This window comes from Nocardioides ginsengisegetis, assembly GCF_014138045.1.
In the GTDB taxonomy this organism is placed as follows: domain Bacteria; phylum Actinomycetota; class Actinomycetes; order Propionibacteriales; family Nocardioidaceae; genus Nocardioides; species Nocardioides ginsengisegetis.
This window is the reverse complement of sequence record NZ_JACGXA010000001.1, coordinates 3096199-3117914: the sequence shown is the minus strand read 5'-3', so window position 1 is coordinate 3117914 and position 21716 is coordinate 3096199. Positions and strand designations below refer to the sequence as shown.

At 73.3% G+C, this 21716-nt stretch carries 22 protein-coding genes; 15 read left to right on the top strand and 7 right to left on the bottom strand.

Features of this window, described 5'->3' with window-relative positions:
• The first annotated feature begins 48 nt into the window (after positions 1 to 48).
• The gene (locus tag FB382_RS15030) at positions 49 to 1398 is read left to right on the top strand and encodes an extracellular solute-binding protein (RefSeq protein WP_182540416.1); all 1350 of its coding nucleotides are present in this window, start codon (positions 49 to 51) and stop codon (positions 1396 to 1398) included.
• A 6-nt stretch (positions 1399 to 1404) separates the two neighbouring features.
• On the opposite strand, the gene FB382_RS15025 is transcribed toward FB382_RS15030, so the two are convergent.
• Positions 1405 to 2769, bottom strand: a complete 1365-nt coding sequence (locus FB382_RS15025; protein ID WP_182540414.1) for an HRDC domain-containing protein — start codon at positions 2767 to 2769, stop codon at positions 1405 to 1407.
• 3 nt (positions 2770 to 2772) lie between these two features.
• Positions 2773 to 3411 (bottom strand): DUF3000 domain-containing protein, encoded by a 639-nt coding sequence (locus FB382_RS15020; protein WP_182540412.1) that lies wholly within the window; start codon positions 3409 to 3411, stop codon positions 2773 to 2775.
• 70 nt (positions 3412 to 3481) lie between these two features.
• Between FB382_RS15020 and hemE the strand changes: the two genes are divergently transcribed.
• On the top strand, positions 3482 to 4531 hold the full coding sequence (gene hemE, locus FB382_RS15015) for a uroporphyrinogen decarboxylase (RefSeq protein WP_182540410.1): 1050 nt from the start codon (positions 3482 to 3484) through the stop codon (positions 4529 to 4531).
• Here hemE and FB382_RS15010 read toward each other — a convergent pair.
• Genes FB382_RS15010 through FB382_RS15000 form a run of 3 tightly spaced genes read right to left on the bottom strand, consistent with a single transcriptional unit; the run spans position 4519 to position 7343 of the window.
• Positions 4519 to 5328: an NYN domain-containing protein gene (locus tag FB382_RS15010; RefSeq protein WP_182540408.1), complete on the bottom strand. Its 810-nt coding sequence runs from the start codon at positions 5326 to 5328 to the stop codon at positions 4519 to 4521. The genes hemE and FB382_RS15010 overlap by 13 nt on opposite strands.
• A 41-nt stretch (positions 5329 to 5369) precedes the next feature.
• Complete coding sequence (locus tag FB382_RS15005; RefSeq protein WP_182540406.1) at positions 5370 to 6386, bottom strand: DUF4349 domain-containing protein; 1017 nt, start codon at positions 6384 to 6386, stop codon at positions 5370 to 5372.
• 42 nt (positions 6387 to 6428) lie between these two features.
• A complete protein-coding gene (locus FB382_RS15000; protein ID WP_182540403.1) occupies positions 6429 to 7343 on the bottom strand; it encodes a LysR substrate-binding domain-containing protein in 915 nt (304 codons plus the stop codon).
• A 214-nt stretch (positions 7344 to 7557) separates the two neighbouring features.
• Between FB382_RS15000 and FB382_RS14995 the strand changes: the two genes are divergently transcribed.
• From FB382_RS14995 to FB382_RS14950, 10 genes are all read left to right on the top strand, one after another.
• Positions 7558 to 8826: an SfnB family sulfur acquisition oxidoreductase gene (locus FB382_RS14995; protein WP_182540401.1), complete on the top strand. Its 1269-nt coding sequence runs from the start codon at positions 7558 to 7560 to the stop codon at positions 8824 to 8826.
• 13 nt (positions 8827 to 8839) lie between these two features.
• Positions 8840 to 10000 carry an LLM class flavin-dependent oxidoreductase gene (locus FB382_RS14990; protein WP_182540399.1) on the top strand — a complete coding sequence of 387 codons (1161 nt, stop codon included), beginning with the start codon at positions 8840 to 8842 and terminating at the stop codon, positions 9998 to 10000.
• On the top strand, positions 9997 to 10509 hold the full coding sequence (locus FB382_RS14985; RefSeq protein ID WP_182540397.1) for an NAD(P)H-dependent oxidoreductase: 513 nt from the start codon (positions 9997 to 9999) through the stop codon (positions 10507 to 10509). The genes FB382_RS14990 and FB382_RS14985 overlap by 4 nt, the downstream gene beginning before the upstream one ends.
• On the top strand, positions 10506 to 11030 hold the full coding sequence (locus tag FB382_RS14980) for a flavin reductase family protein (protein ID WP_182540395.1): 525 nt from the start codon (positions 10506 to 10508) through the stop codon (positions 11028 to 11030). The genes FB382_RS14985 and FB382_RS14980 overlap by 4 nt, the downstream gene beginning before the upstream one ends.
• Positions 11031 to 11099: 69 nt before the next feature.
• On the top strand, positions 11100 to 12542 hold the full coding sequence (gene hemG, locus FB382_RS14975; RefSeq protein ID WP_182540393.1) for a protoporphyrinogen oxidase: 1443 nt from the start codon (positions 11100 to 11102) through the stop codon (positions 12540 to 12542).
• 128 nt (positions 12543 to 12670) lie between these two features.
• The gene (locus FB382_RS14970; RefSeq protein WP_182540391.1) at positions 12671 to 13402 is read left to right on the top strand and encodes a hypothetical protein; all 732 of its coding nucleotides are present in this window, start codon (positions 12671 to 12673) and stop codon (positions 13400 to 13402) included.
• A gap of 89 nt (positions 13403 to 13491) precedes the next feature.
• On the top strand, positions 13492 to 15555 hold the full coding sequence (locus tag FB382_RS22940; RefSeq protein ID WP_182540389.1) for a histidine kinase: 2064 nt from the start codon (positions 13492 to 13494) through the stop codon (positions 15553 to 15555).
• Complete coding sequence (locus FB382_RS14960; protein WP_182540387.1) at positions 15552 to 16202, top strand: response regulator transcription factor; 651 nt, start codon at positions 15552 to 15554, stop codon at positions 16200 to 16202. Before FB382_RS22940 ends, FB382_RS14960 begins: the two co-directional genes overlap by 4 nt.
• A gap of 12 nt (positions 16203 to 16214) precedes the next feature.
• Positions 16215 to 16931 carry a hydrogen peroxide-dependent heme synthase gene (hemQ, locus tag FB382_RS14955; protein WP_182540385.1) on the top strand — a complete coding sequence of 239 codons (717 nt, stop codon included), beginning with the start codon at positions 16215 to 16217 and terminating at the stop codon, positions 16929 to 16931.
• A gap of 41 nt (positions 16932 to 16972) precedes the next feature.
• Complete coding sequence (locus tag FB382_RS14950) at positions 16973 to 17602, top strand: hypothetical protein (RefSeq protein WP_182540383.1); 630 nt, start codon at positions 16973 to 16975, stop codon at positions 17600 to 17602.
• Between the two features lies 1 nt (position 17603).
• On the opposite strand, the gene msrB is transcribed toward FB382_RS14950, so the two are convergent.
• Together msrB and FB382_RS22935 are read right to left on the bottom strand one after the other, a co-directional pair.
• Positions 17604 to 18005, bottom strand: a complete 402-nt coding sequence (gene msrB / locus FB382_RS14945; protein WP_125038269.1) for a peptide-methionine (R)-S-oxide reductase MsrB — start codon at positions 18003 to 18005, stop codon at positions 17604 to 17606.
• 47 nt (positions 18006 to 18052) lie between these two features.
• A complete protein-coding gene (locus FB382_RS22935; RefSeq protein WP_220481366.1) occupies positions 18053 to 18928 on the bottom strand; it encodes an adenylate/guanylate cyclase domain-containing protein in 876 nt (291 codons plus the stop codon).
• Between the two features lie 104 nt (positions 18929 to 19032).
• Here FB382_RS22935 and FB382_RS14935 point away from each other — a divergent pair, with 104 nt between their 5' ends.
• From FB382_RS14935 to FB382_RS14925, 3 genes are read left to right on the top strand one after another with little or no spacing between them, the layout of a single operon-like run.
• Positions 19033 to 20109, top strand: a complete 1077-nt coding sequence (locus FB382_RS14935; RefSeq protein ID WP_182540381.1) for a ferredoxin reductase — start codon at positions 19033 to 19035, stop codon at positions 20107 to 20109.
• Positions 20110 to 20159: 50 nt separating this feature from the next.
• A complete protein-coding gene (locus FB382_RS14930; RefSeq protein WP_182540379.1) occupies positions 20160 to 21377 on the top strand; it encodes a fatty acid desaturase family protein in 1218 nt (405 codons plus the stop codon).
• Positions 21374 to 21703 (top strand): hypothetical protein, encoded by a 330-nt coding sequence (locus FB382_RS14925; RefSeq protein WP_182540377.1) that lies wholly within the window; start codon positions 21374 to 21376, stop codon positions 21701 to 21703. The genes FB382_RS14930 and FB382_RS14925 overlap by 4 nt, the downstream gene beginning before the upstream one ends.
• The last annotated feature ends 13 nt before the right edge of the window (positions 21704 to 21716 follow it).

The following is a 21716-nucleotide window of genomic DNA, read 5'->3' as shown; positions in this document are numbered from 1 at the left end:
ACGTCCTTCCGGGCCCGACGTCGTCCATCGAAAGGGGTGCTGGTGCGCGTGCGCGGTCCCGTCCTGGCCCTGGCCCTGGCCCTCGCCGCCAGCCTGGCCCTCGCCGGCTGCGACTCGGGCACCCAGCAGCCCGCGCCCCTCCCGACCAGCGCGACGCCCAGGACGCCCCTGGAGTTCGGGGTCTACGGCCCCGCCGACGAGATCTCGGCCTTCCAGGGGGTCGCGGACAACTACAACTCGCTCTCGCAGGACAGCAAGGTCGAGGTCCGCTCGTGGCCCGACCACGACGGCCTGATCCGCGCGATCCGCAGCGGCGACGACGTCCCCGACGTCTTCATGGTCTCCCGCGGCGACCTCGCCTGGCTGCAGGAGCAGGGCCTGACCCAGCCCGTCGACGCGATGCTCGACGAGCGCGGCGTGGACTTCGGCGACGGCTACTCCCGCGAGGCGCTGCAGGCCTTCAGCTCCGACAACCGTCTGCAGTGCATGCCCTACGGGGTCTCGCCGATGGTGATCTTCTACAACAAGGAGCTCATCGACTTCGACACCATGATCGCGCGCGGCCTCGATGCCCCCGACATCAGCCACGGCGCCACCAAGTGGACCTTCGAGCAGTTCGCGGCGGCCGCCGAGTTCGCCACCCGCCCCCGCAAGGGCACCCACGGCCTGTACGTCGACCCGACCCTGCGCGGCCTCGCACCCTTCATCTACAGCGGCGGCGGCAAGCTCTTCGACGACGACAACCAGCCGACCTCGCTGGCGTTCTCCGACGGCGACACCCAGGCCGCACTGGAGCGGACACTGGAGCTCCTCCGCGACCCTCACCTCACCCTCAGCCAGGACGAGGTCGAGCGAGCCACGCCGCTGAAGTGGTTCGAGCGCGGCAAGCTCGGGATGATCGAGGGCTTCCGCTCGCTCGTCCCCGAGCTGCGTCAGGTGCAGGGCCTCGAGTTCGACGTGATGCCGATGCCCGTCCTCGACAGCTCGGCGACCATCGGCGACATCACCGGTCTGTGCATCTCCAAGGACGCGGCCTCCACCCCCGAGGCCGCGGACTTCCTCGTCCACGCCCTGTCCGCGCAGTCCGTGGGCCGGGTGACCCATGCGGGCTACCTCGCCCCGGCCAACCTCGACGTCGCCCTGTCCGACGTCTTCCTCCAGCCGGGCCGGCTCCCCGCGCACAGCAACGTCTTCAACACCGCCGTGCGCTCCATGCAGGTCCCGCCGCTGCTCGACTCCTACTCCGACCTGGAGCGCGCCGTCAGCGGCACCCTGCAGGAGATGCTCAACATCCCGGTCCTCGACGACCTCCTGGGCCTGAGCGAGGAGGTCGACGCGGAGTCCAGGACGGTGCTCGACCCCGAGAGCGCCTCGCCGAGCGCGACGCCCTCGGGCTGAGGCCGCTCAGGCCTCGGCGGCCTGCTCGTCGTCGTCGTCGTCGTTGTCGGCCGCCGCCGGTGCCGACGTCTCGGCCCTCGCGGCCGCCTCGGCGTCGGCGTCCAGGATCGCCTGGGTCAGCAGCGGCGAGGTCAGCGCGATCTGCCAGCTGCGGGCGCCGTACGCCGCGAGCTGCCCGGCGACCTCGTCGAGGAGCGTCCCGGGCTCACGCGTGTGCGGCGGGGTCCACAGGGTCCGGCGGAGGTAGTCGGGGGTGAGGACGTTCTCGACCGGCATGCCGTGCTGCTCGGCCAGCGCGGCCATCGCCTCGCGGGCGATCGCGAGGCGCCGGGCGGCGACGGGGTCCTTCTCGGCCCAGGCGCGGGGGAGCGGCGGCCCGTCGCCGCGGGGGGCGCGGGTCGGGAGGTCGGACTCGTCCATCGCGGCCACGTCGCGCAGCGCGGCGATCCAGCGGGTGGAGTAGCGCTCGGCGCCGCGGCCGTGGAAGCCCTTGGTGGCCAGCAAGGCGCCGCGCTCACTGGGCATCGCGGTGGCGGCGGCGATGATGGCGGCGTCGGGGATGATCCGGCCGGGCGTCACGTCGCGCTGCTCGGCGATCTCGTCGCGGGTCTCCCACAGCGCCTTGACCGCGCCGAGGTGGCGCCGGCCGCGGACCCGGTGCAGCCCCGAGGTGCGCCGCCAGGCGTCCACGCGCGGGGCCTGCTCGAAGGTGCGCAGGTTGTCGAACTCCTGGCGCGCCCACTCGTCCTTGCCGGCCGCGACCAGCTCGGCCGCGAGCTTGTCGCGCAGCTCGACGAGGACCTCCACGTCGAGGGCGGCGTACTCGAGCCAGGGCTCGGGCAGCGGACGGGTCGACCAGTCGACCGCGGAGTGCTCCTTGGCGAGCCGGAAGCCGAGCAGCGTCTCGACCAGCGTGGCCAGGCCCACCCGGGGGTAGCCCAGCAGGCGGCCCGCCAGCTCGGTGTCGAAGAGCGCGGTCGGAGTGAGGCCGACCTCGTTGAGGCACGGGAGGTCCTGGGTCGCCGCGTGGAGGATCCACTCGGCGTCGCCGATCGCCTCCTGGAGCGGGGCGAGGTCGTCGAAGGCGATCGGGTCGACCAGGTGGCTGCCGGAGCCCTCGCGCCGCAGCTGGATCAGGTAGGCGCGGGAGGAGTAGCGGTAGCCCGAGGCCCGCTCGGCGTCCACGGCGACCGGGCCGGTGCCGGCCTTGATCGCCGCGCAGACCTCGCGCAGCGCGGACTCGGTCTCCACGACGGGACCGAGTCCGTCACGCAGGGTGAGGAGGGGCTTGGGCGGCTCCGGGGCCTCGCGGGCCTCGTCGGCGGTCGCCTCGGTCTCCACGGATTCGTCGGCGTCGGGTGTGGAGGGCATGGATCAGCGTACCGAGCCCCGCTGGCCGCGGCGGCTCGGCATCACCGCAACACCCTCGGGGACCGGCGGGAGCCCGACGGCAGTGCACAGCAGCTCGCCCCACGCCTCGACGTGCGGGGCCAGGTCGAGCGGGGTGCCGGGCTCGGCGGTGAGCGGCACGACGGGGGTCCAGGAGGCGCGGATCTCGATCTGGGCGGTGCCGCCCTCGTCGGCCATGCCGCCGAAGCTCTCGGTGGCCACCCGGGTGACGGTGCCCGACGCGGCGAGGTACGTCGCCGCGTGGGCCTCCAGCGCCTCGGTCAGCCACGACCAGCCGACGCTGGCCAGCATCGGGTCGGTGATCAGGTCCAGCTCGATCTCGGCGCGGGCGTAGGCCACGCAGCGGAAGGTGCCCTCCCACGCGTCGTTGCCCGAGGGGTCGTGCAGCAGGATGATCCGGCCGGTGCCGACGTCGGTCTCGTCGACGGTCACGTCGGCCGACAGCGCGGAGGCGAAGGGCGCGATCCGCTGGGGCGCCGGCATCTCCTCGCAGAAGACCTCGGGGCGCAGCCGGGCAGCATGCATGCTGGCCACGGCCTCCCGGAACTCCGGGGGGCTCGCGCCCGCACCCGTTCCGGGGTGCGTCTCCTGACGGACGACCATGCGCTCACAGTAGGCCCGTGCCACCCGACCGATGTGCGAACACGCCGCTTGACCTGCGAGGATTCGCCTCGTGGCAGCCACCGAAACGACCCGTCCCGACCTCTCCGGAAGCGCCTTCCTCCGGGCCGCCAGGGGCGAGCCGGTGCCGCACACCCCGGTGTGGTTCATGCGCCAGGCCGGCCGGTCGCTGCCGGAGTACCTCAAGGTCCGCGAGGGCACCGGGATGCTGGAGTCCTGCATGGACCCCGGCCTCGTCGTCGAGATCACCCTCCAGCCGGTCCGCCGCTACGGCGTCGACGCGGCCATCTTCTTCTCCGACATCGTGCTGCCGCTCAAGGCCGTCGGCGTCGACCTGGACATCAAGCCCGGGGTCGGCCCGGTCGTGGCCCGGCCGGTGCGGACCCTCGCCGACGTCGAGGCCATCCCCGACCTGACCCCCGAGCACGTCCCGTTCATCAGCCAGGCGGTCCGGGGCCTGGTCGGCGAGCTCGGCAGCACCCCGCTGATCGGCTTCGCCGGTGCGCCGTTCACCGTGGCGTCGTACCTCGTCGAGGGCGGTCCGTCCAAGGAGCACGCGAAGACCAAGGCGATGATGTTCGGCGCCCCCGACGTGTGGGACGCCCTGATGCGCAAGATCGCCGGCATCTCCGCGGCCTACCTCGACGTGCAGGTGGCGGCCGGCGCCAGCGCCGTCCAGCTCTTCGACTCGTGGGCCGGAGCGCTCACCCCCGCCGACTACGCCGCCCACGTGATGCCGCACTCCGCGCGGGTGCTGGCCGCGGCCGGCGAGCTCGGCGTCCCGCGGATCCACTTCGGTGTCGGCACCAGCAACCTGCTCACGCTCATGGGCGAGGCCGGCGCCGACGTCGTCGGCGTCGACTGGCGCACCCCGCTGGCGTCCGCGATCCCGCAGGTCGGCGACCGCGGCGTCCAGGGCAACCTCGACCCGACCCTGGTCTTCGCGCCGACCGACGTGATGACCGCGCGCGCCGCCGAGGTGATCGAGGCCGGCCGTGCGGCGAAGGGCCACATCTTCAACCTCGGCCACGGCGTCATCCCCAGCACCGACCCCGACCAGCTCAAGCGGCTGACGGAGTTCGTGCAGTCCTACCCGGTCTGAGGCTTCCCCGCGGTCTTCTTCGCGGTCTTCTTCGCGGTCGCCCTCCGGTTGGTGGTCTTCCTGGCCGGGCGGGCCGACCGCAGCCGGATCCGCACCGGGTGGCCGGGCTCCTGCTCGACGTCGACGTAGTTCTGCGCGCGGGCGAGCTCGACCAGCTTCGGGAAGCCGTAGTTGCGGGAGTCGAACGACGGGTCGTTCTTGCTGATGTGGCTGCCGACGGCCGAGAGCGACGTCCAGCCGTCGTCCTGCGAGGTCGAGCCGATGGCCGCGCGGATCAGCGGCTCGAGCGGCGGCAGGGGAGCCCCCGGCTCGTCGCCGTTGGTCTCGTCGTCGTGCGCCGCCGGCGGCTGCTGGCCGGTCTGGGTGCCGAGCACCTCGAGGTAGATGAAGCGGTCGACCGCCGCCACGAGCGAGCCGGGGGTGCGCCGCCGGCCCAGGCCGTAGACGGTCTTGCCGGCCTCGCGGAGCCGGGTCGCCAGCCGGGTGAAGTCGCTGTCGGAGGAGACGATCGCGAAGGCGTCGAGGTGGCCGGTGTAGAGCAGGTCCATCGCGTCGATGATCAGCGCGGAGTCCGTGGAGTTCTTGCCGGTCGTGTAGGCGAACTGCTGGACCGGCTGGATCGCGTGGCGGTGGAGCTCGTCCTTCCAGCGCACCAGCCCCTGGGTCGTCCAGTCGCCGTAGGCGCGCTTGACCGTCGGGACGCCGTACCGCGCGAGCTCCTCGAGGATCGCGGAGGCGTGGGTGGCGGAGGTGTTGTCGGCGTCGATGAGGACGGCGAGGCGGCTGCTGTCGGGCACGTCCGACAGCGTGGCAGGTCGGTGGCGGCGAGGGGTAGGGATCAGCCCTCGGTCGGTACGGCGAGGTCGGGGCCGCCGGGGTCGCCCGGGTGCCGGCGCCGGAGCGTGCGCAGCACCGGCCAGGCGAGCAGCGCCAGCAGGAGCAGCACGACGGTGAACGGCAGCGCCGCGCCGGCCGCGGTGGCGACGGCCACGGCGATGGCGGTCAAGCCGCTCCAGCCGGCCTTGAGGCCGGGCACGAACCCGGTGTGGTCCACGTGCTTCTTGTGGGCGGCGGCGACCGACGCCTTCTCGATGTCGACGGTGATCGTGGACTGGCTGGTCTGGTCGGCGAGGTAGGCCGCCCGCCGCTCGAGCGAGTCCAGCGTCGCCTGGCGCCGCGAGAGCTGGCTCTCGATCAGCACGATGTCGCGGAGGTTCTGCGCCCGGGCGAGCAGGGTGGTGATCCGGGCGATCGAGGCGCGCTGGACCTTGAGCCGGCTGCGGGTGTCGATCACCTGGGTCGTGACGTCCTCGCTCTTGGCCGAGGCGTACTCCAGGTCGGCGACCCCCTTGAGGTCGGCCATCGCCTTCTCGAAGTCCGCGGACGGGATCCGGATCACCAGGTGCGACGTGGCGACGTGCCCGTCGTCGTCGGTGTCGGTCTGCTCGTCGCTGATCTCCCCGGCGTACTTGTCCACGACCTTCTGCACGTCGAAGCGGGCGCCGGCCACGTCCTTGGAGGACAGGGACACGGTGCCGGTCGAGATCAGCGCCTGCTCGGTGCCGTCCGGCGCCGGCTGCTCCGCCTTCCCCGCGGGGGTCCTTGCTGCTGCGTAGCTCTCGGAGCTGGCCATGTCGCGGGCCGAGGCGAGGGAGTCGACCATCCCGCCACCGGCCACGGACCCGTCCGCCGCCGGGGCGGGGGCGTCGGCCGCGCTGGTGTCGCCCGAGCCACCGCTCCCGCCGGCCGAGCACGCGGCCAGGGCGGGCGCGAGCCCGAGACCCAGGACGAGGGCGGCGGCCGTGGAGGGGACACGGCGGCGGGTCGTCGGGCGGCGGGGAGCGGTGGTCGTCATGGGTCTGGGACGCAGCACGCGACCGCGCGGTTCCCGGCAGGGTCAGCCGGCCTGCGCCTCCCGGTAGGCCCGCGCCCGGGTGACCAGGGCGGCCGCCATCGAGCGGACCGGCGCCGGGACGTGCTCGAGCCGTCGCTGGCGCAGCACGAGCGTGACCGCGGTCCGGTCGCCGGCGATGGGGCGGTGCGTGATGATCCCGGCGCGCTGGAGCGGGTCGCCGAGCACGCTGTAGTCGGGCAGCACGGTCAGGCCGAGCCCCTCGGCCACCATCACCTTGCCCATCTCCGCACCGTCGGTGGAGTACGTCGTCCCGGGCATCTCCGGCCCGAAGAGCCGGTGCGCGAAGCGGTGCATGACGTAGCCGGCGCGCATCGCCACGAACCGCTCGGCGCGCAGGTCGTCGATCGTGACGGCCTCCTGCTCCGCCAGCGGGTGGTCGGCCGGCATCACCACGACGGGGCGGCCGTGCACCAGGTCGGTGCCGACCAGGCCGACCGGCGGGTCGTCCCCGGCCAGCACGTTGACCAGACCGAGGTCCAGTGCGCCCTCCGCCAGGCCCTGGTGGATCTCGCCCTGCTGCATGTTGAGGACCTCGACGGTGGTCCCGGAGCGCGCCTCCTGGAAGCCGCGCACGGCCGGCACCAGCAGGGTCGAGGTGGCCGCGTCGACGGTGCCGACCCGGACCAGTCGGCTGCCGGCGCTCTGGTCCCCGGCGGCGGTGCGCAGCCGGTCCACGGCCTCGAGCACCTCGACCATGTTCGGCAGCAGGTGCCGGCCCTGGCGGCTGATCCGGGCACCGGAACGGCGGCGGTCGAGCAGGGTGACGCCGAGCTCGCGCTCGAGCTTGCTGACCGCCTCGCTCAGGGCGGGCTGCGAGATGTGCAGGCGCTCGCTGGCGCGGCGCAGCGACCCGTGCTGGGTCACGGCGGCGAAGTACTCGAGCTGTTCGATCCGCACGGGGGCGTCCTTCCGGTGGCTCTTGAGCCGGCGTCATTGTCCAGTAATCTTGTAGAGATTGAGCAGATCCTAGCCGCAGGCACCCCGGTGGGTGCAAGGCGGCGCCTATCGCCGGTTCGCCGGAATCTGACGCCTGATGACCCGTTTCGCTTTGCATCGGCGCTCAAAGTCAAGCAATCTAGTCAACATAAGAGTCCAACGAGGAGTGCACACCATGAGCACAACCCCCGCCCTGACCCTGGTCGAGGACGCCGCCGAGCGACCCGCCGGCGACGCCGTCCCGGTGCTCACCGAGAGCGGCGCCGTCCTCGTGGCGGCGCAGCTCGCGGCCGAGCTGGCCGAGGGAGCTTCCGAGCGCGACGCCCAGCGCCGGCTGCCGGGCGCCGAGCTCGACGCGGTCACGGCGTCCGGACTGCTCGCGATCACCGTCCCGAGCCGGTTCGGCGGCGCCGACCTGCCGGCCGAGACCGTGGCCGAGGTGTTCCGGATCCTGGCCTCGGGCGACCCGTCCCTGGCACAGATCCCGCACAGCCACTTCGTCTACGTCAACGCGCTGCGCCACCAGGGCACGCCGGCCCAGCAGGGCTTCTTCTTCGGCGAGGTGCTGGCGGGCAAGCGCTTCGGCAACGCCCAGTCCGAGGTGGGCAGCAAGCACGTCCGCGACATCCGGACCCGGCTGACCCGAAACGGCCGCGGTTGGCTGCTCAACGGCGTGAAGGGCTACAGCACCGGCGCGCTCTTCGCCGACTGGATCCCGGTCCTCGCGCACCTCGACACGCTCGTCGATCCCGGGCACGGCCCCCTCCATGTCGCGTGGGTCGAGCGCACCGCGCCGGGCGTCACCGTCGTCGACGACTGGGACGGCCTCGGTCAGCGCACGACCGCCTCCGGCACCGTCACGCTCGACGAGGTCGACGTGGCCGAGGCCCGGATCATGCCCTACCACCTCACCTTCGAGGGACCGCAGACCTACGGCGCCTTCGCCCAGCTGCTGCACGCGGCGCTGGACGCGGGCATCGCCCGCGCCGCGATCACCGAGGCGGCGCAGTTCGTCACCACCAAGAGCCGGCCCTACCCCGACGCCGGGGTGGACCGGGCCGCGGAGGACCCCCTGGTCGTGCACGCCTTCGGCCAGATGGAGCTCCAGGTCCGCGCCGCCGAGGCGCTGGTCCGCGAGGCCGGCCGCGCCGTCGACCGGGCCACGGCGCTATTTGAGGCGGGCGACCTCAACGAGGAGACCGCCGCGCAGGCCAGCCTCGCGGTCGCCGCGGCCCGTGCCGCCAGCACGCAGGCATCGGTCGACGTGGCGAGCCGCCTCTTCGAGGTCGCCGGCACCCGCTCGGCGCTGGCCAGCCTCAACCTCGACCGGCACTGGCGCAACGCCCGCACCCACACGCTCCACGACCCGGCGGCGTGGAAGGTCCAGCACCTGGGCCGCTACGCCGTGGACGGCACCCTGCCGCCCAACCACGGGCAGCTCTGAGGAAAGGACTTTCATGACCTCCCCCCTGAAGTTCCACTGGTTCCTGCCGACCAACGGCGGTGACGGTCGCCAGGTCGTCGGCGGCGGGCACGGCGTCGACGCGATCCCGTCCGGCCGTCCGGCCTCCGTGGCCTACCTCGGCCAGGTCGCACGCGGCGCCGAGGACATGGGCTTCGACGCCGCCCTCACCCCGGCCGGCGCCTGGTGCGAGGACGCCTGGCTCTCGACCGCGATGCTCAGCCAGGTCTCCGAGCGGCTGAAGTTCCTGGTGGCGTTCCGCCCGGGCCTGGTCTCGCCGTTCCTGGCCGCCCAGATGGCCGGCACCTTCCAGAACCTCACCGGCGGGCGGCTCCTGCTCAACGTCGTGACCGGCGGCGAGAGCCACGAGCAGCGGATGTTCGGCGACTTCCTCGACAAGGAGGAGCGCTACGAGCGCTGCGACGAGTTCCTCACCATCGTGCGCCGCCTGTGGGCGGGGGAGACCGTCGACTTCCGGGGCAAGCACCTGCAGGTCGAGAACGCCACCCTCGGCCAGATCCCCGACCCGAAGCCGGCGATCTACTTCGGCGGCTCGTCCCCGGCGGCCGGCAACGTGGCCGCCAAGCACGCGGACGTCTACTTGACGTGGGGCGAGCCGCCGGAGGCCGTGGCCGAGAAGGTCAAGTGGATCCGTCGCCTCGCCGAGGAGCAGGGCCGCGAGATCACCTTCGGCATCCGGATGCACACCATCACCCGCGACACCTCCGAGGAGGCGTGGGCCGAGGCCGACCGCCTCATCGCCGGCATCGACGACGAGGCCATCGCCAAGGTCCAGGCCGGGCTGAGGAAGTCGGAGTCCGAGGGCCAGCGCCGGATGCTCGACCTCAACGGCGGCAGCAAGGACGACCTCGAGATCTACCCCAACGTCTGGGCCGGGGTCGGCCTGGTCCGCGGCGGCGCCGGCACCGCCCTGGTGGGCAGCCACTACGAGGTCGCCGACCGGATCGAGGAGTACCACTCGGTCGGCATCGACGAGTTCGTGCTCTCGGCCTACCCGCACCTCGAGGGCGCCTACTGGTTCGGGGAGGGTGTGCTGCCGATCCTCGCCCGGCGCGGCCTCTGGGAGCACCCGCACCCGACCGCCGTCAACGCCCAGGTGCCGTTTGCGGCCGAGGGTCGCAGGGCCGCCTCGTGAGCGGCACCCGACGCGTCGCGGTCGTCGTGGGCAACCCCAAGCCGGAGTCCCGGACGCTGGCCGCGGCCACCTACGTCGCCCGCGAGCTGACCGGGCAGGACCCCGACCTCGTCGTGGACCTGGCCGTCCTCGGGACCGCCCTGCTCGACTGGACCGACCCGACCGTGGCCGGCCTCGTCGAGGAGGTGGGCGATGCCGACCTCGTGGTGGTCGCGTCGCCGACGTACAAGGCGACCTACACCGGGCTGCTCAAGCTCTTCCTGGACCGGTTCGCGACCGACGGGCTGTCCGGCGTCGCCGTGCCGCTGATGCTCGGCGCCGGCTCGGCGCACGCGCTGGCCCCCGAGCTGACGCTCCGGCCGGTCCTCACCGAGATCGGCGCCATCGTGGTGACGCCCGGGCTCTACGTCCTCGACGCCGCCCACGACGACCCCACGGCGTACGTCGCGTGGCTGGACCGCGTCCGGCCGGCCGTCCGCCACCTCCACCCGACAGGAGCGAACGCATGACACTGAGCCCCATTCTCTCGGCCCAGCTGACCACCAACCAGGACATCGACCCGAAGCGGCTCCGTGAGGCGTTCGGGGTGTTCCCCAGCGGCGTCGTCGCCGCGGCGGCCGAGGTCGACGGCCAGCTCGTCGGTCTCGCCGCCAGCTCCTTCACCTCCATCAGCCTCGAGCCGGCCCTCGTGTCGTTCTCCGTGGCCCGGACGTCGCGGACCTGGCCGACCCTGCGGCGGGCCGGCCACCTCGGCCTCACCGTGCTGGCCGACCACCACGGCGGCGTCTGCCGCCAGCTCGCCGGCGACGTCGAGCACCGCTTCGACGGCCTCGAGGTCACCGTCACCGAGGACGGCGCCGTGACGCTCGACGACGGGCTCGCGATGTTCGACTGCTCGATCTACCGCGAGGTCGAGGCCGGGGACCACGTGATCGTGATCCTCCAGCTGCACGCCGTCGAGCACGCCGACACCTCGCTGCCGCTGGTCTTCCACCGCAGCGCCTTCGGCCGGATGGCCGACAGCGCGTGACGCGCTGACCCAGACTCCCGGTCCCAGCCGTGTGCACCCGCGGCTGGGCCCGGGGCTTAACCTGACGTCGTGGATCCCGCCCCCGACCGCGCCCCGGACCGGGCACGCAGGGTCGTCGTGGTGGGCGGCGGCATCGCCGGCCTCACGGCCGCCCACGACCTGGCTGCGCGCGGGTGCGACGTACTCCTCCTGGAGGGCTCGCCCGAGGTCGGCGGCAAGCTCCGTCGGCGCCCCGTCGCCGGCGTGACCGTCGACGTCGGTGCCGAGGCGATGCTCAACCGGCGCCCCGAGGGCGTGGCCCTGGCCGGGTCGCTCGGCCTGGCCGTGACCCACCCGACCACGGCCACCTCGACCATCTGGACCCGCGGCGCGCTGCGGCCGCTGCCGCGCTCGCTGATGGGCGTGCCGCTCGACCTGGCCCAGCTGGCCGCCTCCGGCGTGCTGTCGGACGAGGGCCTGGCCCGGGTCCGGCAGGAGCCCACCCTGCCGCCCACCCGGATCGACGGGGACGTCTCCGTCGGCGACCTCGTGGCCGCCCGGCTCGGCGACGAGGTCGTCGACCGGCTGGTGGAGCCGCTGCTGGGCGGCGTGTACGCCGGCCACGCCCGGGAGCTCTCCGCCCGCGCCACCGTGCCGCAGCTGGTCGCGATGCTCGAGCGCGGCTCGCTGCTCGAGTCCGCCGCGGCCCTCCCGACCTCCGACGTCCCGGTGTTCGCCGGCCTGGCCGGAGGCATGGCCGGGCTCGCGGACGCCCTCGTCGATGGCACCTTCACCGTCCGCACCGGGGCGACGGTGCGGGAGCTGCGCCGGGTCTCGGCAGGCTCGACCACCGCGGCAGGCTCGACCACCGAAAGCCGGTTCGCGCTGACCGTGGGCTCCGCCGCGGATCCGGAGCTGGTCGAGACCGACGCGGTCGTGCTCGCCACCCCGGCGGCGCCGACCGCCCGGCTGCTGGCCGACATGGTGCCCGTGGCGTCCGCCGAGCTGACCGCGATCGACTCCGCCTCGATGGCCGTGGTGACCCTGGCCTTCCGTGCCTCCGACGTGCTCGGCGCCCTTGGCGAGACCACGTCCGGCTTCCTGGTCCCGCCGGTCGAGGGCCGCCGGATCAAGGCGTCGACGTTCTCGTTCGCCAAGTGGGGCTGGGTCCGCGAGGCCGGCCGCGGCGCCCTCGACGGCGAGGACCTGCTGCTCCTGCGCACCTCCCTGGGCCGGCACCGCGAGGAGGTCGCCCTCCAGGCCACCGACGACGAGCTCGTCGCCTCCTCCCTCGCCGACCTCGCCGACGCCACCGGCCTCGCCGCCCGCCCCGTCGACACGCACGTGCAGCGCTGGGGCGGCGGCCTGCCGCAGTACGCCGTCGGCCACCTCGACCGGGTCGCGCGGATCCGCCTCGCCGTCGCCGAGGTCCCCGGCCTGGCCGTCTGCGGCGCGGCGTACGACGGCGTGGGCATCCCCGCCGTCATCGCCTCCGCCCACCGTGCCGTCGAGTCGGCGCTCCTGCAGGCCTGAGACCCCTCGAGCCGGCGCAACTGCCGGGACGGCGACCCGCCGACGTTGCCCCGTTGTCCCTGTCGGCCGGGACATCCGGCCCGGCACCGTCAGGTCATCGAACACCTGACCTGAAGGGAAGCAACGCCATGAGCACCTCCGTCACGACCCACAACCCGGTCCGCTCCGACCTGCTCGAGAGCCACCCGGTCCGCACCCGGCCGGCCAGCCGCACCTCCCGGGCCTGGGCCGTCGCCGGCATCGGCTCGGCGGTCGCCGGGATCGGCACGATCGTGACCTCGTCGATGGTCGACGTGGTCTACCGGCCCGAGTTCAACGGCACGACCGACGGCGTGACCGCGGCCCTGACCGACAAGGCGCCGGTCATGTTCGCCTTCCACTCGATCACGGTGATCGGTGCGCTGCTCATGGTCGTCTTCGCGGCCGGCCTGGTCCGCCGGCTGCGCTCGGTCCTGCCGGACGGCCTCGCCCCGACCGTCGCGTTCAGCGGCCTGCTCGGCACCGCGGTCGTCTCCGTCCTGGGCAGCGGCCTGGACACCGAGTTCATGATGGGCATGAGCCAGTCGGACGTGCAGATCCCGGACAGCAGCGCGTCCTTCTACAACAACTGGATCGGCACGATCCCGTGGGTGTGGGTGCTCGCCGGCCTCGCCGGCCTGGCTCTGTTCACGGCGTACCGCCAGGGCGTCGTCCCGCGCTGGATCGGCCTCGTCGGCCTCGTGCTCGGCGGCCTCACGGTCCTGCTCGGCGTCTCGCCGCTGGAGTACATGGCCGGCGTGACCGGCGCCCTCTGGCTGCTCGCCACCTCGATCGGGTTCCTCGTCGGGGACCGTCAGCACCGTGCGGCGGCGGCTCGCTGACACCCGTGTCCGACGCCATGTCCGACATGACGCGGGACCAATCTGCCGGTCCGGCCCTCTCGGGGCCGGACCGGCATCACAATGTGCCGGTGGACATCAGGGGAGGTCTCCGCCGGCACGGCAGCGTGCTCGTGCTGCCCCTGCTGACCGGGGCCGGCCTGGTCGCCACCGTCGCCCTCGACCTCGGCACGCCGGCGACGGGGCCCGGCGTCGAGCTCGCCCCCGGCTACGGCTGGGGGTACGCCGTGCTCGGCCTCCTGCTCGCGGTCCTGGCCACCGTCATCCTGCTGCGCGACGTGCGGCAGCGCTGGGGGTGGACCCTGGCCTGGCTGGGCGTCTTCTGGGTGCTGGACGCGCTCGCGCAGTCCTACGTCCGGTACGGCGTCGGCCCGGGCTCGGCGCTGGCAGGGGAGAACCTCGCCCTGTGGTTCCTCAACCGGGTCGGGGCGTTCCTGCCGGTGACCGTGGCCGCGCTCCTGATGATCTTCCCCAGCGGACGCTTCGTCGCCGGCTGGTGGGGGCGGGTGTCCCGCGCGGCCCTCGCCCTGATGGTGCTGGCGGCGCTGGTCGTCCTGGTCGCCCCCTCCGGGGTTCGCGCCCCCGACGTTGCGCTGCCGCCCGGCGTGGACCTCGACCTGTGGACCGTGCCGCTCCCGCCGGGCGTCGCCGACCGGTCCACGGCCGTCGGCGTCGCCGTCACCGTCGCGGGCCTGCTGGTCGCGATGGCCTCGGTCGTCGTACGGCACCGCCGCTCCCGCGGCCTCGAGCGCGACCAGATGCGCTGGCTGCTGTGGTCCGTGGTCGCGATGGCGATCGTGGTCGGTCTGGGCCTCCTCTCCGACCTGCGGGCCGTGCAGGACCTCGTCGTCTTCCTCGTCGCCGCCCTGCCCGCAGTCGCGATGACCGTCGCGATCGTCCACCCCGGCGTGGTGCCGGTCGAGGAGCTGGTCGGCCGCACCCTGGTCTACGGCCTGCTCTCGCTCGTGCTCGTCGGCACCGACCTCGCGGTCCTGGCCCTGCTGACCGCGGCCCTCGGCGACACCCTCGGTCAGCGGCAGGTCGTGCTCACCGTGCTGCTCCTGACCGCCGTCCTCTACGGACCACTGCGCCAGCGCCTCTCCCGCGGCGTGCGCCGGCTGATGCTCGGCGACCGCGCCGACCCCTACGACGTCGTCGCCGGCCTGGCCTCCACGCTGGAGACCGCGGACGAGGGCGCCGGCCAGCTCGCCGCCGTCGCCCGCGCCGTCGCGTCGGCGTTCGGCGTCGGCTACGTCTCGGTCGAGGTGGACCGCAGCGGCGGCGAGCGCCTCACCGCGACGTACGGCGAGCCGCCGGCCGAGACCCGCACGCTGCCCATCACCTACCGCGACGCACCGGTGGGCCGCCTCGTCCTGCCGGCTCGCGGGCTGCGCAGCCGACTCTCCCGCCGCGACGAGCAGCTGCTGGGCGACCTCGTCCGGCAGGCGGCCACCGCGGCCCGCTCCAGCCGGATGGCCGACGAGCTGCAGGACAGCCGCGAACGCCTCGTCGTGGCCCGGGAGGAGGAGCGCCGCCGGATCCGCCGCGACCTGCACGACGGGCTCGGTCCGGCGCTGTCCGGGGTGGTGTTCCGGGTCGAGTCCGCGCGACTGCTGGTCGACCGCGACCCCGAGGCCGCGAAGGGCCACCTCGCCGCCACCAGCGACCACGTCAAGGAGGTCGTCGCCGACGTGCGGCGGCTGGTCCACGAGCTCCGCCCGCCGGCCCTGGACGACCGCGGCCTGGTCGGCGCCCTCGGGCAGCTCGCCGAGTCGCTGGGGGTGCCGGTCCAGATCGACTCCGAGGTCGACGGGTCGGTCGGCACCCTGCCCGCGGCCGTCGAGGTCGCGGCCTACCGCATCGCCGCGGAGGCGCTGACCAACGTGGTCCGGCACGCCGACGCCACCCGGGCGCGTGTCGGGCTCGCCCTCGAGGACGGCCACCTGGTCGTCGAGGTCGCCGACGACGGACGCGGCATCCCGGCCGAGGCCCAGGCCGGCGTGGGCCTGGTCGGCCTCCGAGAGCGGGCCGCCGAGCTGGGTGGCCGCAGCGAAGTCACGTGTCCGCCCCGGGGTGGCACGACCGTCCGCGCGTGGCTGCCCACGCGCCTCACCGACGTGGGGGAGCCCGCATGACCCAGCCCATCCGCGTCGTCGTCGCCGACGACCACCAGATCGTCCGCGACGGGCTCGTCGCGCTGCTCGGCGCCCTCGACGACACCGAGGTCGTGGGGACCGCCGCGGACGGCCGCGACGTGCTGCACGTCGTCGCGGAGGTCGCACCCGACGTCGTCGTCATGGACATCCAGATGCCCGAGCTCGACGGCATCGAGGCGACCCGGCGCGTCACCGCGCGGCACCCGGGCGTCCGGGTCGTGATGCTGACGATGACCGAGGACGACGACACCGTCCTCAGCGCGATCCGTGCCGGCGCCAGCGGCTACCTGCTCAAGGGGTCGGGGGCCGAGGAGGTGCACGGCGCGATCCGGGCCGCGCACGCGGGCGGGATGGTCTTCGGGGCCAGCCTCGCCGGGCGGGTGGCCGGGCTGTTCGCGGGGCGCCGGGAGCCGGAGCAGGTGGCCTTCCCGGACCTCACCGATCGCGAGCGCGGCGTGCTCGAGCTGCTCGCCGCCGGCCGCTCCAACGACGCCATCGCCCGCGAGCTCTACGTCTCCTCCAAGACCGTGCGCAACGCCGTCTCCTCGATCTACGCCAAGCTGCACGCCGCCGGGCGGGCCGAGGCGATCATCAAGGCGCGGGAGGCGGGCTTCGGCCGCTCATGAGCGGGCGGCACAATGGGGGGCATGACCAGCAAGGCAGCCAAGGTTCGCGAGATCAACGACTCCATCCGCTACACGATGTGGTCGGTGTTCCGGCTGGAGCAGGTCTTCGGTGACCTCGGCGACGCCGACCGCACCGCCGAGGGCGCCGAGGTCGAGAAGCTCCTCGCCGAGCTCGCCGAGGCCGACGTCGTCACCCGCGGCCTCTACGACGTCGCCGGCCTGCGCGCCGACGCCGACGTCATGGTCTGGTGGCACGCCAGCACGTCCGAGGAGCTGCAGGACGCCTACCACCGCTTCCGCCGTACGGCGTTCGGCCGGCGCCTCGCGCCCGTCTGGTCGCAGATGGCGCTGCACCGCCCGGCGGAGTTCAACAAGAGCCACGTGCCGGCGTTCCTCAGCGACGAGGAGCCCAAGCGGCACGTCAGCGTCTACCCCTTCGTGCGCTCCTACGAGTGGTACCTCCTCGAGGAGTCCGAGCGCCGCACCATGCTCGCCGACCACGGCAAGATGGCCCGCGACTACCCCGACGTCCGCGCCAACACCGTCGCCAGCTTCTCGCTCGGCGACTACGAGTGGATCCTGGCCTTCGAGGCCGACGAGCTCTACCGCATCGTCGACCTGATGCGGCACCTGCGCGGCTCCGAGGCGCGCCGGCACGTTCGCGAGGAGGTGCCGTTCTACACCGGTGCGCGGGTCGAGGTCGGCGAGCTGGTGGGTCGGCTGCCGTAGGGGAGCCGGAACCCTCCTGGTCGGCCGCCCGTCCCACCCGCATGCTGATCCGGATCGCCGCCGTCGCCGTGCTGCTCGCCGCCCTGGCGGGCTGCGGCGGTGGCACCCCCGTCGCGCACGACCCCGGGAGCGACCCGAGCGGGCCGCCCACCGCGATCCCGGCCGCCGACGGCCCGGTCCGGACCCGCAACCTGGTCACGGTCATGGACACCGGCACCGGTTCGCCGGTGGTCTGCCTCGGCGCCGTCGCGGAGTCCTGGCCGCCGCAGTGCTCGGGCCCGGCGCTCGTCGACTGGGACTGGTCGCAGCACCAGGCCTTCGAGCGGTCCGGCGACGTGCGGTGGGGGAGCTTCGCGCTGACCGGCACCTTCGACGGCTCGTCGATGACGGTCACGCAGGCGATCGCGGCCGCGCTCTACGACCCGATGGCACCCGACGACACCGACGAGCCCGGCTTCCCGGGCGACAACGGCACCCTCGACCCCAAGGCCGCCGACGTCCAGCGCCGCCTCGAGGCCGAGCCACTGCCGGGGACGCTGACCGTCACGACCACGCCCGCGGGCGTGACCGTCGAGGTCGTCCACGACGACGGCACCCTCCAGCAGTACGTCGACCGCCGCTACGGCACCGGCACCGTCACGGTGCTCTCCGCGCTGGTCCCGGTCGGGTAGCTCAGGAGTCCGCGGGCTTGAGCGTCAGGCTCACCGAGTTGATGCAGTAGCGGTCGCCGGTGGGCGTGCCGTAGCCGTCGGGGAACACGTGGCCGAGGTGCGAGCCGCAGTTGGCGCAGCGGACCTCGACCCGCTTCATGCCGTGGGAGGTGTCCTCGATGTACTCCACCGTGTCGGTCATCGGCTGGTAGAACGACGGCCACCCGCAGCCGGAGTGGAACTTCGTGTCCGACTCGAACAGCGTGGCCTGGCAGGCCTTGCAGGCGTAGACGCCCTTGGTCTCGGTGTCGGTGTACTCACCGGTGAACGCGCGCTCCGTGCCGGCCTTGCGCAGCACGGCGTACTCCTCCGGCGAGAGCTCGGCGCGCCACTGCTCATCGGTCTTCTCCACGTTGTAGCCCATGGCCGCCACGGTAGTCGCGCCGACAAGGCAGACCGAGGGTCCAGCCCTTACCGATCGGTGACGGCTGCCGGGTCCGGGTCGTCCCACGCCACGACGTGCACCGCGTGCACCCCGGCCAGCCCCTTCAGCTCCGCCTCGCGCGACTCCACGACCGGCAGGTCCGGCGTGGCCGCGGCCACGGCCTCGCTGACCAGGATCTCGCCGCCCTGCGCGAGCCCGGCGACGCGGGCTGCGTAGGCGACGTTCCGGCCGAAGAGGTCGTTCTCGCGCCGCACCGCCTCGCCGCGGTGGATGCCGATCCGGACGCGGACGTCGGGGTCCAACGGCCGCTTCCGCCGCCCGGCCAGCGCACGTTGCACGTCGACCGCGCAGGCGACCGCGTCCGCCGCCGGCCCGAACGCGACCATGAACCCGTCGCCCTGGGTCTTGATGACGTGCCCGTCCCGGGCGGCCACGCAGCGGCGTACGACGGCGTCGTGCCGCTCCAGCACCCGCATCCACGCCTCGTCCCCGAGCTCCTCGTTGAGCGCGGTCGACCCCTCGATGTCGGAGAACAGGACCGTCACCGACCCGTCGCCCGCGGCCAGCCGGACCAGGTCGGGCCGCTCCACCTGTGCCCACCCGGCGAGGTCCTCGACCGAGCTGCGCAGCGCCCCGCCCACGCCCTTCTCGCGCACCAGCGCCGCCGTCTCCCAGACCGCCTTCACCGCCTCGCGGGTGGTCGGGACCCGCGGCGGCGCGAGCCGGGGACGCCGACGGCCACGCTCCAGGTCGCGCTCGATGCGCTCGTCCAGCTCCCGCTCGAGGCGTACGGCGCGCCGCGTCACCCGGCGCCACAGCACCAGGACGGTCACGAGCGCGGCCAGCTCGCCCGCGGCCACGACGGCCAGGGCGACCACCAGCAGGACCACGGGGGTGCTCACGAGAGGCGATGGTGCCAGTCGCGTCTCACCCGTGGGGAGGGTTGACCATCTCAGTAGACAAGTGTTCACTGAGCAGTTCCGGGCAACCACAGCAGGGGGAACGCATGGCGACAGGCACGATCTCGTGGCAGAAGGTCCGCGAGGCCGGCTCCAAGCTGACCACGCCGCTGCACCCCGACGACTACCTGCGCCTGGTCAACCCGCTGTGGAGCGCCCGCGAGCTGCGCGGCCGGGTCGAGGAGGTCATCCCCGAGACCGAGGACGCCGCCACCCTGGTGATCCGCCCCGGGTGGGGCTGGCGCTACGACCACCGCCCCGGCCAGTACGTCGGCATCGGGGTCCAGGTCGAGGGCCGCTTCCAGTGGCGCTCCTACTCCGTGAGCTCGCCACCGCGCCGCCGCGGCCGGACCATCTCGATCACCGTGCGGGCGATGCCGGAGGGCAAGCTCTCCGCCCACCTGGTCAACGGCCTCGCGCCGGGCACCATCGTGCGGCTGGCCCTGCCCGAGGGCGACTTCGTGCTGCCCGACCCGCCCCCCGCCCGGATGCTCTTCCTCGTGGGCGGCAGCGGGATCACGCCCGTGATGGCGATGCTGCGCACCCTCGACCGGCGAGGCTCGATGCCGGACGTCGTCCTGCACTACTCCTCACCGACCCCGGAGCGGATGATCTTCCGCGACGAGCTGGCGGCCCTCGAGGAGCGGCACCCGCGCCTGGCCGTGCACCGGCTGCACACCGACACCGACGGCATGCTCGAGATGGGCAAGCTCGACGCGATCTGCCCCGACTGGCGCGACCGCGACACCTGGGCCTGCGGCCCCGGCCCCATGCTCGACGCGATCCACGAGCACTTCGAGGAGGCCGGGCTGGAGGATCGGCTGCACCTCGAGCGGTTCTCCCTCGAGCTCGGCGGCGACGGCGGCGAGGGCGGCACCGTCACCTTCCGCAACTCCGGCAAGAGCGTCGACGTCGACGGCGCCACCACCGTCCTCGAGGCGGGGGAGCAGGCCGGCGTCGGGATGCCCTACGGCTGCCGGATGGGCATCTGCCACACCTGCACGCTCACCCTCGTCTCCGGCCGGGTCCGCGACCTGCGCAACGGCGACGAGTACGACCAGCCCAACGAACAGGTGCAGACCTGCGTCACCGCCGCCGTCGGCGACTGCACCCTCGACATCTGAGTTTCGAGACGGTTGCCAGCGCAACCTCCTCAACCACCGAAAGGCGACACATGGCCATCGCAGACGTCCAGGAGTACACCCACCTCACCGACGACGAGGTCGAGCAGCTCGGCCGGGAGCTCGATGCGATCCGGGCCGAGGTCGAGGAGTCGCGCGGCGCCGCCGACGCGGCGTACATCAACCGGATCATCAAGCTCCAGCGCGGGCTCGCGGCCGCGGGCCGGGTCACGCTGATGGCCGGCACGCAGTCCCGCCGCACCCGCAAGGCGGCCCTCGCGACCGGCGCCACCCTGCTCGGCGTGGCCAAGATCCTCGAGAACATGGAGATCGGCCACAACGTCATGCACGGCCAGTGGGACTGGATGAACGACCCCGAGATCCACTCCAGCAACTGGGAGTGGGACACCGCCCAGCCGGCCGAGCAGTGGAAGCACTCGCACAACTACGTCCACCACCAGTTCACCAACGTGCTCGGCCACGACAACGACATCGGCTACGGCATCCTGCGGATGGCGCGCGAGCAGAAGTGGCACCCCGCCAACCTCGGCCAGCCGGTCTACAACGCGCTGCTCGCCGGGCTGTTCCAGTGGGGCGTCGCGCTCCACGACCTCGACCTCGAGGCGATCCGCAAGGGCAGGAAGGACCCGAAGGAGATGAAGCGGCAGCTGCGCCAGATCGCGCGCAAGGGCCGCAACCAGATCCTCAAGGACTACGTCGTCTACCCGGCGCTGTCCGGTCCGCAGTGGAAGTCCACGCTCAAGGCCAATGCGACCGCCAACCTCGCGCGCAACCTGTGGTCCTACATGATCATCTTCTGCGGCCACTTCCCCGACGGGGCGCTGCACTTCACCGAGGAGGAGCTCGAGGACGAGACCCGCGCGGAGTGGTACCTCCGCCAGATGCTCGGCTCGGCCAACTTCGAGGGCGGCACGGCGCTGCACATCCTGAGCGGCAGCCTCGGCTTCCAGATCGAGCACCACCTCTTCCCCGACCTGCCGAGCAACCGCTACCCCGAGATCGCGGTCAAGGTCCGGGCGCTCTGCGAGAAGTACGACATCCCCTACACGACCGGCCCGCTGCACCGGCAGTACGGCCAGGCCCTGCGCACGATCATGAAGCTGTCGCTGCCCAACGGCATGACCGGCAGCGACCAGCCCGAGCCGCCCTCGCCGTCCGTGGACCGCTCGCGCAAGACCGACGCCGAGAGGCCCGTACGCCGCAAGGAGCTCGGCGGCTGGTCGCGGGGCTCGTCGCGGGAGGCCTCGTGACCGTGACCCAGCTGCCGTTCGCCTGGGCCGGGTCGCTGGCCACGCTGGACGGCCGGCGGGTCACCCAGTGCGCGCTGTCGCGGATCTGCGGCGGGTGCGGCCAGTCGCTCGGCCGGCCGATCGCCTTCGTCGGCACGCCGGACGAGGTCGGCCGCAACGCCTTCCACGCGCCGCCGCTGCACGTGGCCTGCGCCGAGTCGCTGCTGGCCCTGCGCGGTGCCGACCCGCACTGGCAGATCGTGACCACCGCGGGCTTCGAGTTCGTCCGCCCGGCGAAGGAGGACGAGGACCGGCGACCCACGTTCCGGCCCAACTCCCTGCTCTGACCCGGCTAGCGTG

Bases quoted from the DNA above. Each gene is read 5' to 3' on its own strand.
- FB382_RS15025 (WP_182540414.1), bottom strand. From the start codon at position 2,769: ATGCCCTCCACACCCGACGCCGACGAATCCGTGGAGACCGAGGCGACC.
- FB382_RS15020 (WP_182540412.1), bottom strand. From the start codon at position 3,411: ATGGTCGTCCGTCAGGAGACGCACCCCGGAACGGGTGCGGGCGCGAGC.
- FB382_RS15005 (WP_182540406.1), bottom strand. From the start codon at position 6,386: ATGACGACCACCGCTCCCCGCCGCCCGACGACCCGCCGCCGTGTCCCC.
- FB382_RS14995 (WP_182540401.1), top strand. From the start codon at position 7,558: ATGAGCACAACCCCCGCCCTGACCCTGGTCGAGGACGCCGCCGAGCGA.
- FB382_RS14990 (WP_182540399.1), top strand. From the start codon at position 8,840: ATGACCTCCCCCCTGAAGTTCCACTGGTTCCTGCCGACCAACGGCGGT.
- FB382_RS14980 (WP_182540395.1), top strand. From the start codon at position 10,506: ATGACACTGAGCCCCATTCTCTCGGCCCAGCTGACCACCAACCAGGAC.
- FB382_RS14970 (WP_182540391.1), top strand. From the start codon at position 12,671: ATGAGCACCTCCGTCACGACCCACAACCCGGTCCGCTCCGACCTGCTC.
- FB382_RS14960 (WP_182540387.1), top strand. From the start codon at position 15,552: ATGACCCAGCCCATCCGCGTCGTCGTCGCCGACGACCACCAGATCGTC.
- hemQ (WP_182540385.1), top strand. From the start codon at position 16,215: ATGGGGGGCATGACCAGCAAGGCAGCCAAGGTTCGCGAGATCAACGAC.
- FB382_RS14950 (WP_182540383.1), top strand. From the start codon at position 16,973: ATGCTGATCCGGATCGCCGCCGTCGCCGTGCTGCTCGCCGCCCTGGCG.
- msrB (WP_125038269.1), bottom strand. From the start codon at position 18,005: ATGGGCTACAACGTGGAGAAGACCGATGAGCAGTGGCGCGCCGAGCTC.
- FB382_RS14935 (WP_182540381.1), top strand. From the start codon at position 19,033: ATGGCGACAGGCACGATCTCGTGGCAGAAGGTCCGCGAGGCCGGCTCC.
- FB382_RS14930 (WP_182540379.1), top strand. From the start codon at position 20,160: ATGGCCATCGCAGACGTCCAGGAGTACACCCACCTCACCGACGACGAG.